This is a genomic window from Actinomadura gamaensis (genome assembly GCF_042652125.1).
Taxonomy (GTDB): domain Bacteria; phylum Actinomycetota; class Actinomycetes; order Streptosporangiales; family Streptosporangiaceae; genus Spirillospora; species Spirillospora gamaensis.
Window position 1 is genome coordinate 667,528 of record NZ_JBHSIT010000001.1, and the last position, 13,405, is coordinate 680,932.

The window sequence follows — 13,405 nt, forward strand, 5'->3', positions numbered from 1 at the left end:
ACTTACGATCACCGGACGCGACCGGCACTTACGTAACCGATGGATCTCAGTGACCGGCTGGTCTCAATCGTCCGAATCCCGCGGCGCGTCCGTCATTCGCAGCCCTCGAACTGCGGGACGGTCCCGGTGTAGGCCAGGCCGCTCGCCCCGAACCGCGACTGGAGGAGCCTGGTCGGGATGCCCTGCTGGTACATCCGCGTGATGGCCTTGTTGACCGCCTCGCAGCCGTCCACGTCGCCCTGCTTGATGCCGACGCCGTACGGCTCGTCCGAGAACGGGGCGTTGACCAGGCGCAGCGCCGGGCCGCCCGCCTGGACGTTCTGCGCGAAGAGCCCGGCGAGGATCAGGTCGTCGGTGGAGACGGCGTCGAGGCGTCCGGAGGTGAGCCCGTCGAGGCAGTCCTTGTAGCCGCTCGCGTTGACGGGGACGGCCGCGACGCCGCGCTCCTTGGTGACGCGCGGGTAGGACACCGAACCCGGCACCCGGCACACCTTCCGGCCGGCCAGGTCGTGCACGCTCCTGACACGGCCGCCGTCCGACGCGCGCACGAGGATGCTCTGGTGCGCGACGTAGTACGGCCCGGCGAACGCGACCTTCGTCTTGCGCTCGGGAGTGATGGAGTAGCTGCCGACGACGAGGTCGACCGAGCCGTCCCGGAGCATCGTCTCGCGGTTCGCTGAGGTGATCGCCCTGAACTCGACGTCGCGCACGCCCATGAACGCGGCGAGCTGCCGCGCGACGTCGATGTCGAAGCCCTGGTAGGAGCCGTCGGACTGCTGCTGGCCGAGCCCCGGCTGGTCCTTGTTGACGCCGATGACGAGCTTGCCCTTGTGCGCCACGGACGACTCGGACGCCCCCGCGATCCCGCACGCCGCCGCCAGGGCCGCCGACGCCGCCACCGCCAGCGCCGCCGCTCCGAACCGCCGTGCCCGCATCATGCGCCCCCTCGTCCGGTCGATCATCGGTACTCCGCCAGCCGGGGCCGGATTCCCGCGACGAGCAGCAGCAGGACGACCAGGCCCGCGGCCGGCAGCAGGTACTGCCAGCCCTTCGTGCCGCCCCTGCCGTCCTTCATGGCCTTGTCGAACGTCGCCTGGTGCACGGCGGCGAGGTCGACGACGCTCTTGTCGTAGGCGGCGTAGTCGGTCGCGGCCTGCCCGGTCTGCAACGCGATCGCGTCGTCGCGCCGGCCGCGCGCCGCCAGGTCGCGCATCTGCCGGTCGTTCTGCTGGAACCGCTGGAAACCGTGCAGGACGTCGTCCAGCGCCCGCGCGCTACCGCCCGGACGGTGCGCCTCGTCGCCCAGGAAGCCCAGCACGGCCTGCTTGCCGGGTTCGGGGCGCAGCGACTGGAGCTTCTTCACCTGGTCCTGGTATCCGGCGAGGTTGTCGGCCGGCAGGTAGAGGACGGTCTGCGCCTTGCTCTGGAAGACCTGCTCGTAGGTGTCGGCGCGGCCGGGGTCGAGCAGGAACCGCGTCTGGTCGGCCTGCGCGCTGTTGCCGATCGCGCGCGCACGAGCCAGCGCGAGGATCGAGTCGAACCCGTCGTGCTTCGCCTTGGCCAGCGAGGACGCCTCGGCGGAGAGCATGGCGGCCGTCCAGGCGACGACGACCAGCACCGCGACGGTCGTGAGCGCCAGCGGGAGGTTCAGCAGCCGCCGGAACCGCCGCGCCATGAACAGCTGGAACGCGCCCAGCAGCACCAGCAGGACGACCCCGGTGACGGCGACGACCGTGCGGCCGGTCAGCACCGCCGAGCGCTTGTCCTCGTAGGTGTGCCGGACGATCGTGCCGTTGTCGAGCGTCAGGTTGTACGCCTGCGGCAGCAGCTCCAGCTTCATCAGGTCGGTCGCCTGGCGGTAGAGCTGGGTGACGGCGGCCGACGGCGGTCCCGCCGCGTGCGGCGACCGCTCGTCCAGCAGGAGCGCCTGCCCGGCGAGCCGCTCGTAGCGGCCGAGCGCGTCCAGCAGCGACCGGGCCGTCTGCTTCTCGGTATCGTCGCGGGCCAGCCGCGCCGCCTCGACGAGCGCCTTGTCGGCCTCGCTGCGGCTCGCGTCGTAGCGGCCCAGCGCCCGGGCGCGGTCGTCGGCGTGCGCGGGCCCGGCGCCGACGAGTAGCGCGTGCGCGAGCTGCGCGTCCATGTCGGTGAGGCGGAAGTACAGGTCGCCGGTCGCGATGACCTGCGGACCCGCGGTGCCGATCACCCGGACGCCGGTGCGCGCGTCGTGGACGCCGTTCCAGGCGAGCAGGAGCAGCCCCAGCAGGACGATCACGACGCCCGCCGACAGCGCCCGGATCCGTCCGGAGTTGGTGCGCGGCAGGGCACGCCGGACGCCGCGGCGCGGCGGCATGGCCGCGGCCCGCGCGCGCACGTCCGCGAGCCCCGGCCGGACGCCGCCGGACGGCGCCGGCGGGCCGCCCGAGGACGCGGGCGAAGGCGCGGGCGGCTGCGCGGGAGGCGAGCCTCCCTGCTGCTGGACGGCCGTCATGGCGTCCCGCCTCTCGTGAGGGTGATGGTCGTCCAGGCCCCGACGTGGACGCGGTCGCCCTCGCCCACCGGGACCTCCACGTTGTTCGGGATCGGCTCGATCGAGTCGTTCACGCACGTCCCGTTGGCCGAGCCGGGGTCGACCAGCGACCAGCGGCCGTCCGGGCGGGCGAGCAGGAACGCGTGGGTGTGCGAGACGCCCGGATCCTCCGGCGGCTGGCGCAGGTCGATCTGCGGCTCGGTGCCGCGGCTCGGGCTGCGCCGTCCGATGAGCACCCGGTCGCCGGTCAGCGGGATGCGCCGCTCGGGCACGAACGGCGGGAACACGATGCGCGCCGCGTCCGGGCCGTTCATCGCGATCACCGCGTCGTAGTAGGCCCGGTCGGCGGACACGACCGCGACCCATCCGGCGGGCCGCGGTCCGGACTGCGACTGGTCGCGGTAGTGCAGGTCCGGCGCGCGCATCGGTTCGGACGGCTCGGACCGGGCCGGCTGCGGGACCGGCGGCGCGCTCGGCCGCCCGCCGCCGGTGGCGAAGTCGTAGCCGCACTGCTCGCAGAACCGGTCCGCCGCGGGGGTGCCGCAGTCCGGGCACGCCACACCGGGCGCGACCATCGCCTGCGTCGGGGCGCCCGGCGCGGCGGGCCGCGGGCCGGACGGCGGCGCGCCCGGCGCGGGCGGCGCGGACGTCCCGCCGATGCGCTCGCCGCACACGTCGCAGTAGTCGTCGGAGCCGGAGGCGTGCCCGGCGGGGCAGAGAGCCATGCTCAGACCTCGGTGCGCCGGGTGTTGACCGTCTCGTCCTTGCGGGTCCGGACGGTCTTGGTGGAGGTGGTGTCGAGGGACATCTCGTCCGCCTTCTCCACGTTCGCCTTCAGCCGGACGGTGCCGGTGGCGGGGTCGAGCACGTCCACGACCTTGCGCAGCGCGGCGGTGACCGCCTCGTTGCCCGCCTCGTCGGCGAGCTGCACGGCGCGGCCGAGCCGGGCGGTCGCGGTGTCGAAGTCGCCCTCGCGGCGCGCGGTCAGGCCCTCCTGGATCACGTCGGCCAGCTCGGACTGCCCGGTGTAGTGCGCCACCCGCGCGTTGATCTTGGTGGACAGGGCCTCGTCGTCGGTCCACTGCGCCAGCACGTTGCCGGTGGCGAGCACCTGCGCCTCCTGGCCCGGCCCGCCCGGGACCACCAGCTTCACCCAGGCCGCGCGCAGCTCCTTGCCGACCTCCCCCGGCGGGACCTCCACGCAGATCTGGTAGTCACGGCTCTCGGCGCCCCACGCGCCCAGCGGGTAGTCGCCCGCCTGCGGCCCGGCCTCGGCGCGCATGGCGGTGAGGTCCTGCACGGTCGGCATGACCTGCTTGACGAACTTCAGCCGCGCGGTCTGCGGCGTCCACACCCGCAGCGCCACGTCCGCGACGGCCTTGCCCATCGCCGCCTCGGTCATCGCGCGGAAGTCGGCGACGAGGTCGGCCGGGTCGGCGACGATGTCCACGGTGCCGAGCAGCGCGTTGGCGACCTTGCGCAGCTCGGCGACCTCCCAGTCGGTGCCGACGCCGCGGCAGTCGCACACGAACCGGCCGGAGCAGCGGAACAGCACCGCCTCCAGCTCCTCGGCGCTCTCGTGCTGGTTCTTGCCGTCGGTCAGCAGGATCGCGTGCCGGACGCCGTCCTGGTAGGGGTCGAACAGCTGGTCGGCCAGCCGCAGCCAGGAGCCGATCGCGGTGCCGCCCTGCGCGGTGAGCCGCTTCAGCGCGACCTTCGCCGCGTGCCGGTTCCGCTCGTTGGCGGGCACCAGCATGGGCTGCTGCGGGTACACCATCTGCGCGCTGTTCGACCCGGAGACGACGGCGAACATCACGCCGTCCCGCAGCGTGTCGACGGCGGTCTGCGCGGCGGCGATCGCCGAGCGCAGCTTCGTGTCGGGGTAGGTCATCGACCCCGAGGTGTCGATGATGACGACCTCGGCCGCCTGCGCGCTCGGCGCGGCCGCGGCCGCGCCCCCCGCCGACTCGACGGAGACGATGGCGTGCACCTCGCGCCCGCCCTCGGGCAGGAACTTGTTCTGGTCGATCTTGACGGTGAACTGCGGCTGGTCGCTCATCGGGCCTGCTCCGTGCTCGGGGCGGCCGCCATCGGGAGCACGGCCACCGTGATGTTGTCGCGCCCGCCCGCGTCGAGGGCGTGGCGTACCAGGGTCCTGGCCGCGCCGGCCGGGTCGGCGGCGGGGTCCGCCTGCGCGTTCCGCAGCACGGCCGCCAGCTCCTCGGCGCCGGGGAAGTAGTTCCAGAGCCCGTCGCTGCACACCAGCAGCGTGCCGGGCCGGTCGGGCAGGAAGGCGCGCACGTGCGGGCGCACCTCCCCGGCGTCCGCGCCGAGCCACGCCGTGATGACGTGCGCGTTCGGGTGGGCCTCGGCCTCCGCCTCGGTGAGCGCGCCGGACGCCACCATGAACGCCGCCCACGAGTCGTCGTCGGTCAGCCGCCGGGACGCCCCGAGCGGGAGTGTCTCGGCGTCCGGGGTGGTCGCGTTCGGGTCGCCGGAGAGTTCGGCGTTGTAAGCGGCGTCGAGTTCGGCGTTGAGCGCCGCCGCGTTCAGCTCGCCGGTGTCGGCGAGGTCGCCGTCGCCAGGGTCGCCGGCGCGGAGGTCGTCGGCGCTCAGCCAGTAGGCGCGGCTGTCGCCGACCCAGCCGACGGTCACGCCGTCCGGGCCGGTCACCGCCGCGACGAAGGTGCAGGACGGCGCCTGCTCGGGGGAATCGGCGAGCGCGCTCACGGCCGCCGCGGCCTTCGCGACCGCGGCGCGGACCGCGTCCCCCGGCGAGGCGCCCGCGCCGAGCGCCGACGCGATCTCGGTCGCGGCCGTGTCGGCGGCGGCCCGCGAGGCCGTCTCCGGACGCGGCGACGACCCGACCCCGTCGCACACCACGGCGGCGACGCCGGTGTTGTGCGGGGCGATCGCGAAGGCGTCCTCGTTGCGCGCGTACCGCTTGCCCCGGTCACTGACGCCCGCGACCGGGCCGCCGGGCGTGTCGAGCGCGACCTCCAGGTGGTCGCGGTCGGCGGGCTGCTTCAGCCCGCAGTGCTCGCAGTAGCCCTCGGCGTCCACGGCCGCCTCCCCGCACCCCACGCACTCGGTGCCGCCGGACGTCGCCGGCGCGCCGTTCCCGGGCTGCCCGGCGATCAGCCGGTGACCGCAGTTCTCGCAGTACACCTCGCCCGGGTACACCACCACGCCGCACTCGGGGTTCGGGCAGGTCAGCTCGGCGGGCTTCACCGCGCTCTGGTCCACCAGCGCGGCGGCGTCCCCGGTCGGCGCGCTTCCGGGCGCCTCGTGCGCGGCCGTCCCGCCGGCGGTCTCGTTCGCTTCCACTGCGGTGTCGTCGCCCTCCCCGTCCATGTTCCCGATCCCGTCCCGGTTCACAGCAGCGTCCGCGGCCGGACGGCGTTGGCGGCGTCGACCAGCAGCCGCTTCTCCTCGCGGTCGCGGGTGTGCCGGGCGAGCGTCCGGTACGTCCCCTCCAGGCGGCGGCGCAGCGGCAGCTCCGCCAGCGGCACGCCGAACAGCTCCCCGCCGTCGCCCGCCGGGCCGCCGCCCGGCGCGCCGCCGGGCCCGGACCCGTGCAGCGTCCAGTCGAGCGCGGCCTCCAGCACCTCGGCGGCCAGCAGGTCGCGGCGCTCCCCGGCCAGGTCGAGCCGCTCCAGCCGGCGCGCGGCGGCGACCAGCTCGCCCGGGGTCAGCTCCGCGGCGGGACGGCCCCGCACGGCGACGCCGACCGCCGCGACCTGCGCCGGGACGAACCGGATCGAGGTCGGCGGGACCGAGTCGAGCACGGCGACCGCGCCCGGCCGGTCGTTCGCGGCGAGCTTCATGCGGGCCAGCCCGAACGCGGCGTTGATGTGGCCGCGGTCGGTGCGCCAGACCGTCTCGTAGAGGCGCGCCGCGTCCTGCGGCGCCCGGTGCTCGCGGCACGCGGCGAGCGCGAGCTTCGGCGCGAGCTCGCCCGGCGCCAGCGAGTAGAGCCGGTCGAACGCCGAGTCCGCCTGCTCGACCCGGCCCGCCGCGAGCAGCGCGACCGCCCGGTACCAGTCGATCCGCCAGTCGTGCGGGCGGTCGGCGGCGACCTCCTGGAGCAGCTCGTACGCCCGGTCGAGCTCGCCGAGCTCGATCCGGACGCGGGCGAGCGTCAGCTTCACCTCGGGCGTGCGCTCGGGCGCGCCCTCGACCGCTACGGCGAGCTGCGCGGGCTCCAGCGCGGTGAGGCCCGCGAGGAACCCGGCGGCCGGGTCCGTGCCGTCCACGAGCGGGACGGGCAGGGACGCGGCGAGCTCGGCGGGCGTGAGCGCGGGCAGCGCCGGCCCGCTCACCCCGGACGCGGCGGCGGCCGGCACGAACCGCTCCGGACCGAACAGCCCCGACGGCGCGGGCCGCTCGTGGCCGTCCTCGGCGGCGAGCACCTCGCGCAGCACGCCGAGCAGCTGGTCGGCCATCTCGTCGGCGCTCTGGAACCGCTGGTCCGGGTCGAGGTGGGTGGCGCGGCGCAGCAGCCGGTCGAACGACTCGAACCGGGCGAGCAGCGGCACCTCGGCGCGCGGCGGGATCCGGTCGCTGTAGGTGCTGCCGTAGCCCTTGAACGGGAAGGTCATCACGGCCAGGGCGCGGCCGACGGTGTACAGGTCGGAGCTGATCGACGGGCCCCGGTCGGCGATCTCGGGGGCCTGGTAGCCGACCGTCCCGTAGATCGCGCCGTCCGGGTTGTCCAGCCGCCGGACGCCGCCGAGGTCGATCAGCCGCAGCCGGTCCTCGGACTGGATCACGTTGTCCGGCTTGAAGTCGCAGTAGATCAGGCCGTTCGCGTGCAGGTAGGAGAACGCGCGCAGCACCTCCAGCGCGTAGGCGATCGCCTGGGGGAGGGGCAGGCCGTCCGGGTTCACCGTGTTCCGGTGTTCGAGCAGGATGTCCTTGAGGGACTTGCCGCCGACGTACTCCATGACGATGTACTCGTCGCCGGCGTGCTCGACGAAGTTGTAGATCTGGACGATGTTGGGGTGCTTGACCGTGGCGAGGAACTCCCGCTCGGCCTCGGCGGCCTCGCGCGCGTCGGCGTCGCCGGTGTTGAGCAGTCCCTTCAGCACCACCCACCGGTTGTTGACCCGGTGGTCGCGGGCGAGGTAGATCCAGCCGAGCCCGCCGTGCGCCAGGCAGCCGAGCACCTCGTACTGCCGGTGCACCATGTCGCCGGGGCTGAGCTTCGGCGTGAACGAGAACGGGGCGCCGCACTTGGGGCAGAAGCCCTCGGTGCGTCCGGGGCGGTCGCCGCGGCTGCGGCCGACCTTCTCCCCGCAGCTCCCGCAGAACCGCCGGTGCTCGGGAACCTCCGGATTCGGGCGGACGGCGGTCGCCGGGTCGCGGTAGGGGACCCTCGGCACCTCGACCAGGCCGGACCCGAGGTACTCCATCATTCCGGACGGGCGCGTCCCGCCGCTGCCGGTGCCGCCCGTCCCGGCGCCGCCGGTCATGACGCTGCCGGACGCGAAGCTTCCCGACGAGCCGCTGGGCCGCGTCACCGGAGCCTGCCCGGACGAGCCGGACTGCCCGGACGAGCTCGACGGAGCGGACTGCCCCGAGCCCGTGCCCGAGGCGGCGGCCGGAACCTGCTCGGCCGCGCTGCCGCAGACGTCGCAGTAGCCTTCCTGGATCGTGCCGCCGCAGCCGGGCTGCGTGCAGCGCCCGGGCGCGGCGGCCGGCTGCTGACCGTTCGCCTGCCGGCCGGGGGGAGTCGGCGTGCCTTGCGAGGGGGGCATGCCACATATGACGCAGTAACCGTCCTCGACGTTTCCGCCGCAGCCGGGCTGCGTGCACGGGATCATCGATCGGCTCCCTTCGCCCGCGAGGTGACGGCCTGCTGGTAACCCGACAGCGCCACGGTCGCGGCGCGCAGGTCGCAGGGGGACGTCCAGAGCAGCTCGCGGGTCCGCTCGTAGATCGTCAGGAGTTCGGCGTCCTCGGCCAGGCCCAGCCGGGCGGCCTTGACGCGGTAGGCGGCGAGACGTCCGCGCAGTTCCTCGCGGCGCTCCAGCAGCCCGGAGGCGAGCTCGGCGTCGTGCCGGGCGCGGGCGCGCGCGTCGGTCGCAGCACGTTCCACGTCGGCCAGCCGCTCGGCGAGGTCGTCCCAGCGGCCGGTGGCGGGCGACCGCCGCAGCGCCGCGAGGCGGTCGGCGAGCGCGGCGGCGAGATCGGACGGTTCGGGCAGCCCGGGCGAGGCGATCTTCTCCAGGGCCTCCGCGCGGACGCGAAGGGCCTTCTCCTGGGCACGTCTCACCTCACCGATCAGGACGTCCATGGCGGCGAGCCGCTCGGCGAAGCCGTCGCGCAGGCTCGCGGCCTCGCGCAGGCGCGCCACGACCTCGTCCAACCGGCCGGACAGCCGCCGCAGGCGTTCGGTGTCCGGGCCGGACCCGTTCACCAGCGACAGCGGATCGGCGCGGACGGCGCGACCGGCCTCGGCCACCTCGCGGCCCAGGTCGTCCAGCCCGTCGGGGGAGACCTCCAGGGACGCGGCGAGCGCGGCGGCCTCGCGGTGCCGCGACTCGACGCCCTCCAGCGCGGGCAGCAGCGCCGTCCACGCCGCGTCCACGGCGGCCACGTCCTGCGCGACCTCGTCGTACAGGCCCGTCATGCGCCGGACGGTCGCGTGCAGCGTGAGGCGTTCGGGCTCGGGACCGCCCAGCAGGCCGCGCTTCTCGATCGGCACCTGCGCGGGCCGGAGCTCGACTGACGGGCCGTCCAGCAGCCTCGTCAGCGCCGCGAGCTCGGACGGCTTCGGACGGGCGTGCCGCTCGCGCAGCCGCTCGGCGTCCGACAGCGCCCGCTGGTAGAGGTCGAACAGCTCCCACAGCCGGGACATGCGGTCGGCCACGCGCGCCTGGAGCTCCGCGGTCGCGCCGGACAGCGCCGCGCCGTCGAGCATGCGGCGGCCCGGATGGGCGTCGAGGTCGAGCAGACCCGTGCCGATGCGTTCCCTCTCGTCCCGGAGCCGTGCGAGCGCCTCGTCGGCCTCTTCCCTCGTCAGGGGCCGACCGAGCCCCGCGTCAGCCAACGCGGCCCCCCAGCAAGCCCATGTCGCCCCCGATGTCCCAGGATGGTGCCGTTTTGAGGGATCAGTGTTCCCCATGCGCGGGCGCCACCTCAAGGGGAGGGACGACCGGTGCCGGACGACCCGCGAAATGTCGGTGTTCGAACATATAATCGAACCATGGCGAACGTCGCGACCCCCAGCTCCGGCCGGGCCACCACCGGTCCCGCCACCGACGCGCTCTTCGAGGCCCCCGAGCCCACCCTGACCGCGGCGGAGATCGCGTCCCTCGCGCTCTCCCTCGCCCACCTCGGCGCGGGCCCGCAGGCGGCCACCGCCCGCCGCGCCCTGCGCCACCTCATGCCGCCCGGCGCCGACCACGACGAGGTCGTCGCCACCACCCTCGCGACCCTCACCGACCCGCTCGACGCGCCCACCGCCGACCGCGCCCGCGTGATCGCCGCCGCCATCACCGACCACCGCGTCGTCCGGCTCTGCTACGGCGACGCCGACGCCCACGTCACGATCCGCGAGGTCGAGCCGGTCACCTGCCTCGTCCACCGCGACCACTGGTACCTCGTCGGCTGGTGCCGGCTCCGCCGGGGCGTGCGCGCCTTCCGGTTCGACCGCATCCTCGCGGTCGAGTCGACCGGCATGCCGTCCCGCCCGCGCCGGGCCGAGCGCTACCTGCCGTTCCAGCGCCGCCGAGCCGCCTGACCCGGTTCCGGCCGCGGGACGCCCGGCGTTCCGCGGCCGTCCGCGTCTTGCCCGTGCCGCTCAGCGCAGGGGGAGGGCGCGGGCCGTCCTGGTGAGGGTGCGGGTCAGGCGGCGCAGCGGCGTGCGGCCCCGGTCGGCCGACTGCTCCGCGCGGAGCGTGTCGATGATCTCCTGGACGGCCTTGCGGGCCAGGTCGCGGACCTCCGTGACGGCCAGGTCGTCGTGCTCGCGGCCCCGCCAGGGCGTGGTGTCGATCGGCGTGCCGAAGCGGAAGTAGAGGCGTTCGGGGCGCGGCACGAGGGTCGGGCCGATGCCGCGGGACAGCGGCATCATGATGTCGTCGCGCCCCCGGGCGCGGTCGCCGAGCACCGAGCGGGTGAGCGCGCGGGCCGGGGCGAGCAGGCGGCTGTCGGAGTCGAGGACGGTCGTGAACATCTCCTCCGCGCCGACCGACCCGAACGGGACGATCGGGCAGCCGGCCTCGACGGCGAGCCGGGCGAAGCCGAGGCGGCGCTCCCACTGGAGCTGGTAGCACTGGTGCCGGGCGCGGGTGGCCTCGCGCGCGCCGCCGGGGAAGACCACGACCATCTGGCCCGCGCTCAGCAGGGCGCGGCAGTTGTCGCGGGTGCCGTCCACCGAGCCGCCGACGTCCATGATCCGGCGCCAGCCGGGGATCCGCCAGTGCGCGTGGTCGGCGAGCGAGCGCACCCACACGCCGCGCCGCCGGTGGATCTCGAAGAAGATCAGCGGCGCGTCGACCACGCCGTACAGGGTGTGGTTGCCGACCAGCAGGGCCGGGCCGCGCTCGGGCAGGTTCTCCAGGCCGTGGAAGACGGGCGAGGTCCACGCGCGCCACGGTCGCAGCGCGAGGTCGGCGGCGCGGATGAGGTGGTCCGGCGGCGGGGTCCACTCGGCAGGGGAGGCCATGCCGCGCATGCTAGGCGAAACCGACCAAGCGCTTGACGCACGTGTCAGCACGGTTGGCAGCAGCGCAGGTCGGAGCGGCTGTGAATGTTGTCACAACATGAGTATCGCCGCCGGACTTGCCAAGCGGCCAGACCCGAGTCTCATTAACGCGTGGCAGGACCGGAACCGGTCGGCCGGGGGCTGACGGGACCGGTCAGAGCAGGCCGGCGTACTCGCCGCCGTCCACGGTGATGGCGCTGCCGGTGACGAACTTCGCCTGCTCCGAGCAGAGGAACGCGACGAACGCGCCGAAGTCGGCGGGGTCGCCCACGGTGCCCGTCGGGATCTCGTTGGCGACCGCGTCCCAGTCGCCGCCGCGCAGCGTGCGCAGGCGCTCGGTGGCGTGGAAGCCGGGCTGGAGCGAGTTGACCGTCACGCCGTCCTTGGCGACCTCCAGCGCGAGCGTCTTGAGGAAGCCGGTCGCCCCGGCGCGCGCGGTGTTGGACAGGATCAGCGTCGGGATCGGCTGGCGCACCGAGATCGAGGTGATGCCGACGACGCGTCCCCAGCCGCGCTCCTGCATCGCCGGGACGGCGGCCTTGCACATCGCGACGACCGACATCAGGTTCAGGTCGAGCGCGCTCTGGTAGGCGTCCAGCGGGGTGGAGGCGAAGCCGCCGGGCGGCGGACCGCCCGCGTTGGTGACGAGGACGTCCACGCCGCCGAGCGCGTCCTGCGCCTCCCGGACGAACGCGGTCGCGCCCTCGGGCGTGCCCACGTCGGCGAGCACCGGGTACGCGCGGTCGCCGAGCCGGCGGGCGGCCACCGTCAGCCGGTCGCGGTCGCGTCCGCAGATGGCGACCGACGCGCCCTCCGCGATCAGCGCCCGCGCCGCCTCGAGGCCGAGCCCGCTGCTCGCCGCCGCCACCGCGGCGCGGCGGCCGTGCAGTCCTAGATCCACCCTTCGAAGACTAGCGCGCGGCCCATGACATCCCTGGTCGCGGGGGTAGTCGCACGGTTCGCGCGAGGGCACCGCACGGTCCCCGCGGGGCGCGCCCCGCGGTTTGGGCGGCGGGTGTGCGCGGACGTCGGGCCGGGGGTGTGCCGGGCGCGTAGCATGGCGGCGATATGGGCGTGCAGGACGTTCTGGAGCACCTTCAGCGGCTCGGCCTTTCGGGCTACGAGGCCAAGGCCTACGTCGCGCTGGTCGCGGCCGGACGGCCCGTCAACGGGTACGAGGTGGCCAAGCGGTCCGGGGTGCCGCGCAGCACCGTGTACGAGACGCTCGGCAAGCTGGTGGCGCGCGGCGCGGCGTTCGAGCTGCGCGGGGCGTCCGACGCGACCGACTACCTGCCGCTGCCGCCCGCGTCCCTGCTGGACCGGATGCGCCGCGAGTTCGACGGGTCGGTCGCGGTGCTGGAGACCGCGCTGCCCGCCGTCGTCGCCGAGCCCGAGCAGCACATGATCCATAACCTCAAGGACGGCGAGGCGATGCTCGCGCGCGCCGAGGATGTGGTGGCGGGCGCGCGCCGCGACCTCTTCTTGTCGGTCTGGCCCGAGGAGACGGCGCGCCTCGGCGCGCGCGTGCACGAGGCGGCCGGACGCGGCGTGGACGTCTCCATCATGTCGTTCGGTTCGGGCGCGGACGCGAACGGCTCCGGCGGGGCGCTGCCGGGCAACGTCTACGAGCACCGCTACTCCGCGCCCGAGGCCGTCCTGGAGGATCTCGGGTACCGGCTCATCGTCGTCGTGGGGGACCGGCGCGAGGCGGTCGTGGGCGGCTTCGGCGCGGACGGCTCGGCCTGGGGCATCTACACCGCCGATCCCGCGGTCGCGCTCATGGCCGCCGAGTACGTCCGCCAGGACATCGCGCTCCAGCTCCTCGCGGACCGCGTGGGAGCGGCCGAACTCGACCGGCTGTTCGCCACCGATCCGGGCCTGCTCCGGCTTCTCGGCCGCACGCCCTCCAATCATTAGACAAACGAACTAGGTCTTTGTCCTCCTGTTGCGCAAATCGCTTCCACGCTTGGCCCGAACTTGAACAGTGAGGGGTCCCTGCGCAGGTCAGGCCCTACGCTGATAGCCTTCTCGCGGTTTTAACTCAGGTTGACCGTCCCCGACGGGGTAGTAGTTGTTTTCGTGCCTCCGGGGCGTGGAAGATCTCCCCGCGGGGCAGTGCGCATCGGGGGGATTGATGGCGGGGGAAGACTCCTATGAACCGGTGC

The 13,405-nt window shown here is 74.6% G+C and carries 11 protein-coding genes; 2 read left to right on the forward strand and 9 right to left on the reverse strand.

The window, feature by feature from the left end:
• Window positions 1–92: 92 nt before the first annotated feature.
• The 7 genes from ACFPCY_RS03165 to ACFPCY_RS03195 form a co-directional block, all read right to left on the reverse strand.
• Window positions 93–938, reverse strand: coding sequence for a glutamate ABC transporter substrate-binding protein (locus tag ACFPCY_RS03165; RefSeq protein WP_378252016.1), 846 nt, complete (start codon window positions 936–938; stop codon window positions 93–95).
• Between the two features lie 20 nt (window positions 939–958).
• The gene (locus tag ACFPCY_RS03170; protein ID WP_378252017.1) at window positions 959–2,488 is read right to left on the reverse strand and encodes a hypothetical protein; all 1,530 of its coding nucleotides are present in this window, start codon (window positions 2,486–2,488) and stop codon (window positions 959–961) included.
• Entirely contained in the window at window positions 2,485–3,252 is a 768-nt protein-coding gene (locus tag ACFPCY_RS03175) for an FHA domain-containing protein (RefSeq protein WP_378252018.1), read from the reverse strand. Before ACFPCY_RS03175 ends, ACFPCY_RS03170 begins: the two co-directional genes overlap by 4 nt.
• 2 nt (window positions 3,253–3,254) lie before the next feature.
• Window positions 3,255–4,586, reverse strand: a complete 1,332-nt coding sequence (locus ACFPCY_RS03180; RefSeq protein ID WP_378252019.1) for a vWA domain-containing protein — start codon at window positions 4,584–4,586, stop codon at window positions 3,255–3,257.
• Window positions 4,583–5,881 (reverse strand): protein phosphatase 2C domain-containing protein, encoded by a 1,299-nt coding sequence (locus ACFPCY_RS03185; protein ID WP_378252020.1) that lies wholly within the window; start codon window positions 5,879–5,881, stop codon window positions 4,583–4,585. Before ACFPCY_RS03185 ends, ACFPCY_RS03180 begins: the two co-directional genes overlap by 4 nt.
• Window positions 5,882–5,901: 20 nt before the next feature.
• The gene (locus tag ACFPCY_RS03190) at window positions 5,902–8,286 is read right to left on the reverse strand and encodes a serine/threonine-protein kinase (RefSeq protein WP_378252021.1); all 2,385 of its coding nucleotides are present in this window, start codon (window positions 8,284–8,286) and stop codon (window positions 5,902–5,904) included.
• A 62-nt stretch (window positions 8,287–8,348) separates the two neighbouring features.
• On the reverse strand, window positions 8,349–9,581 hold the full coding sequence (locus tag ACFPCY_RS03195) for a hypothetical protein (RefSeq protein ID WP_378252022.1): 1,233 nt from the start codon (window positions 9,579–9,581) through the stop codon (window positions 8,349–8,351).
• 156 nt (window positions 9,582–9,737) lie between these two features.
• Between ACFPCY_RS03195 and ACFPCY_RS03200 the strand changes: the two genes are divergently transcribed.
• Window positions 9,738–10,274 (forward strand): helix-turn-helix transcriptional regulator, encoded by a 537-nt coding sequence (locus tag ACFPCY_RS03200; protein ID WP_378252023.1) that lies wholly within the window; start codon window positions 9,738–9,740, stop codon window positions 10,272–10,274.
• A gap of 60 nt (window positions 10,275–10,334) precedes the next feature.
• On the opposite strand, the gene ACFPCY_RS03205 is transcribed toward ACFPCY_RS03200, so the two are convergent.
• Complete coding sequence (locus ACFPCY_RS03205) at window positions 10,335–11,201, reverse strand: lysophospholipid acyltransferase family protein (protein WP_378252024.1); 867 nt, start codon at window positions 11,199–11,201, stop codon at window positions 10,335–10,337.
• A gap of 193 nt (window positions 11,202–11,394) precedes the next feature.
• The gene (locus tag ACFPCY_RS03210) at window positions 11,395–12,141 is read right to left on the reverse strand and encodes an SDR family oxidoreductase (protein ID WP_378252025.1); all 747 of its coding nucleotides are present in this window, start codon (window positions 12,139–12,141) and stop codon (window positions 11,395–11,397) included.
• A 167-nt stretch (window positions 12,142–12,308) separates the two neighbouring features.
• Here ACFPCY_RS03210 and ACFPCY_RS03215 point away from each other — a divergent pair, with 167 nt between their 5' ends.
• Window positions 12,309–13,157 (forward strand): TrmB family transcriptional regulator, encoded by an 849-nt coding sequence (locus tag ACFPCY_RS03215; RefSeq protein WP_378252026.1) that lies wholly within the window; start codon window positions 12,309–12,311, stop codon window positions 13,155–13,157.
• Window positions 13,158–13,405 lie beyond the last annotated feature (248 nt).

Bases quoted from the DNA above. Each gene is read 5' to 3' on its own strand.
- ACFPCY_RS03165 (WP_378252016.1), bottom strand. From the start codon at position 938: ATGATGCGGGCACGGCGGTTCGGAGCGGCGGCGCTGGCGGTGGCGGCG.
- ACFPCY_RS03180 (WP_378252019.1), bottom strand. From the start codon at position 4,586: ATGAGCGACCAGCCGCAGTTCACCGTCAAGATCGACCAGAACAAGTTC.
- ACFPCY_RS03170 (WP_378252017.1), bottom strand. From the start codon at position 2,488: ATGACGGCCGTCCAGCAGCAGGGAGGCTCGCCTCCCGCGCAGCCGCCC.
- ACFPCY_RS03205 (WP_378252024.1), bottom strand. From the start codon at position 11,201: ATGGCCTCCCCTGCCGAGTGGACCCCGCCGCCGGACCACCTCATCCGC.
- ACFPCY_RS03175 (WP_378252018.1), bottom strand. From the start codon at position 3,252: ATGGCTCTCTGCCCCGCCGGGCACGCCTCCGGCTCCGACGACTACTGC.
- ACFPCY_RS03200 (WP_378252023.1), top strand. From the start codon at position 9,738: ATGGCGAACGTCGCGACCCCCAGCTCCGGCCGGGCCACCACCGGTCCC.
- ACFPCY_RS03190 (WP_378252021.1), bottom strand. From the start codon at position 8,286: ATGCCCCCCTCGCAAGGCACGCCGACTCCCCCCGGCCGGCAGGCGAAC.
- ACFPCY_RS03185 (WP_378252020.1), bottom strand. From the start codon at position 5,881: ATGGACGGGGAGGGCGACGACACCGCAGTGGAAGCGAACGAGACCGCC.
- ACFPCY_RS03215 (WP_378252026.1), top strand. From the start codon at position 12,309: ATGGGCGTGCAGGACGTTCTGGAGCACCTTCAGCGGCTCGGCCTTTCG.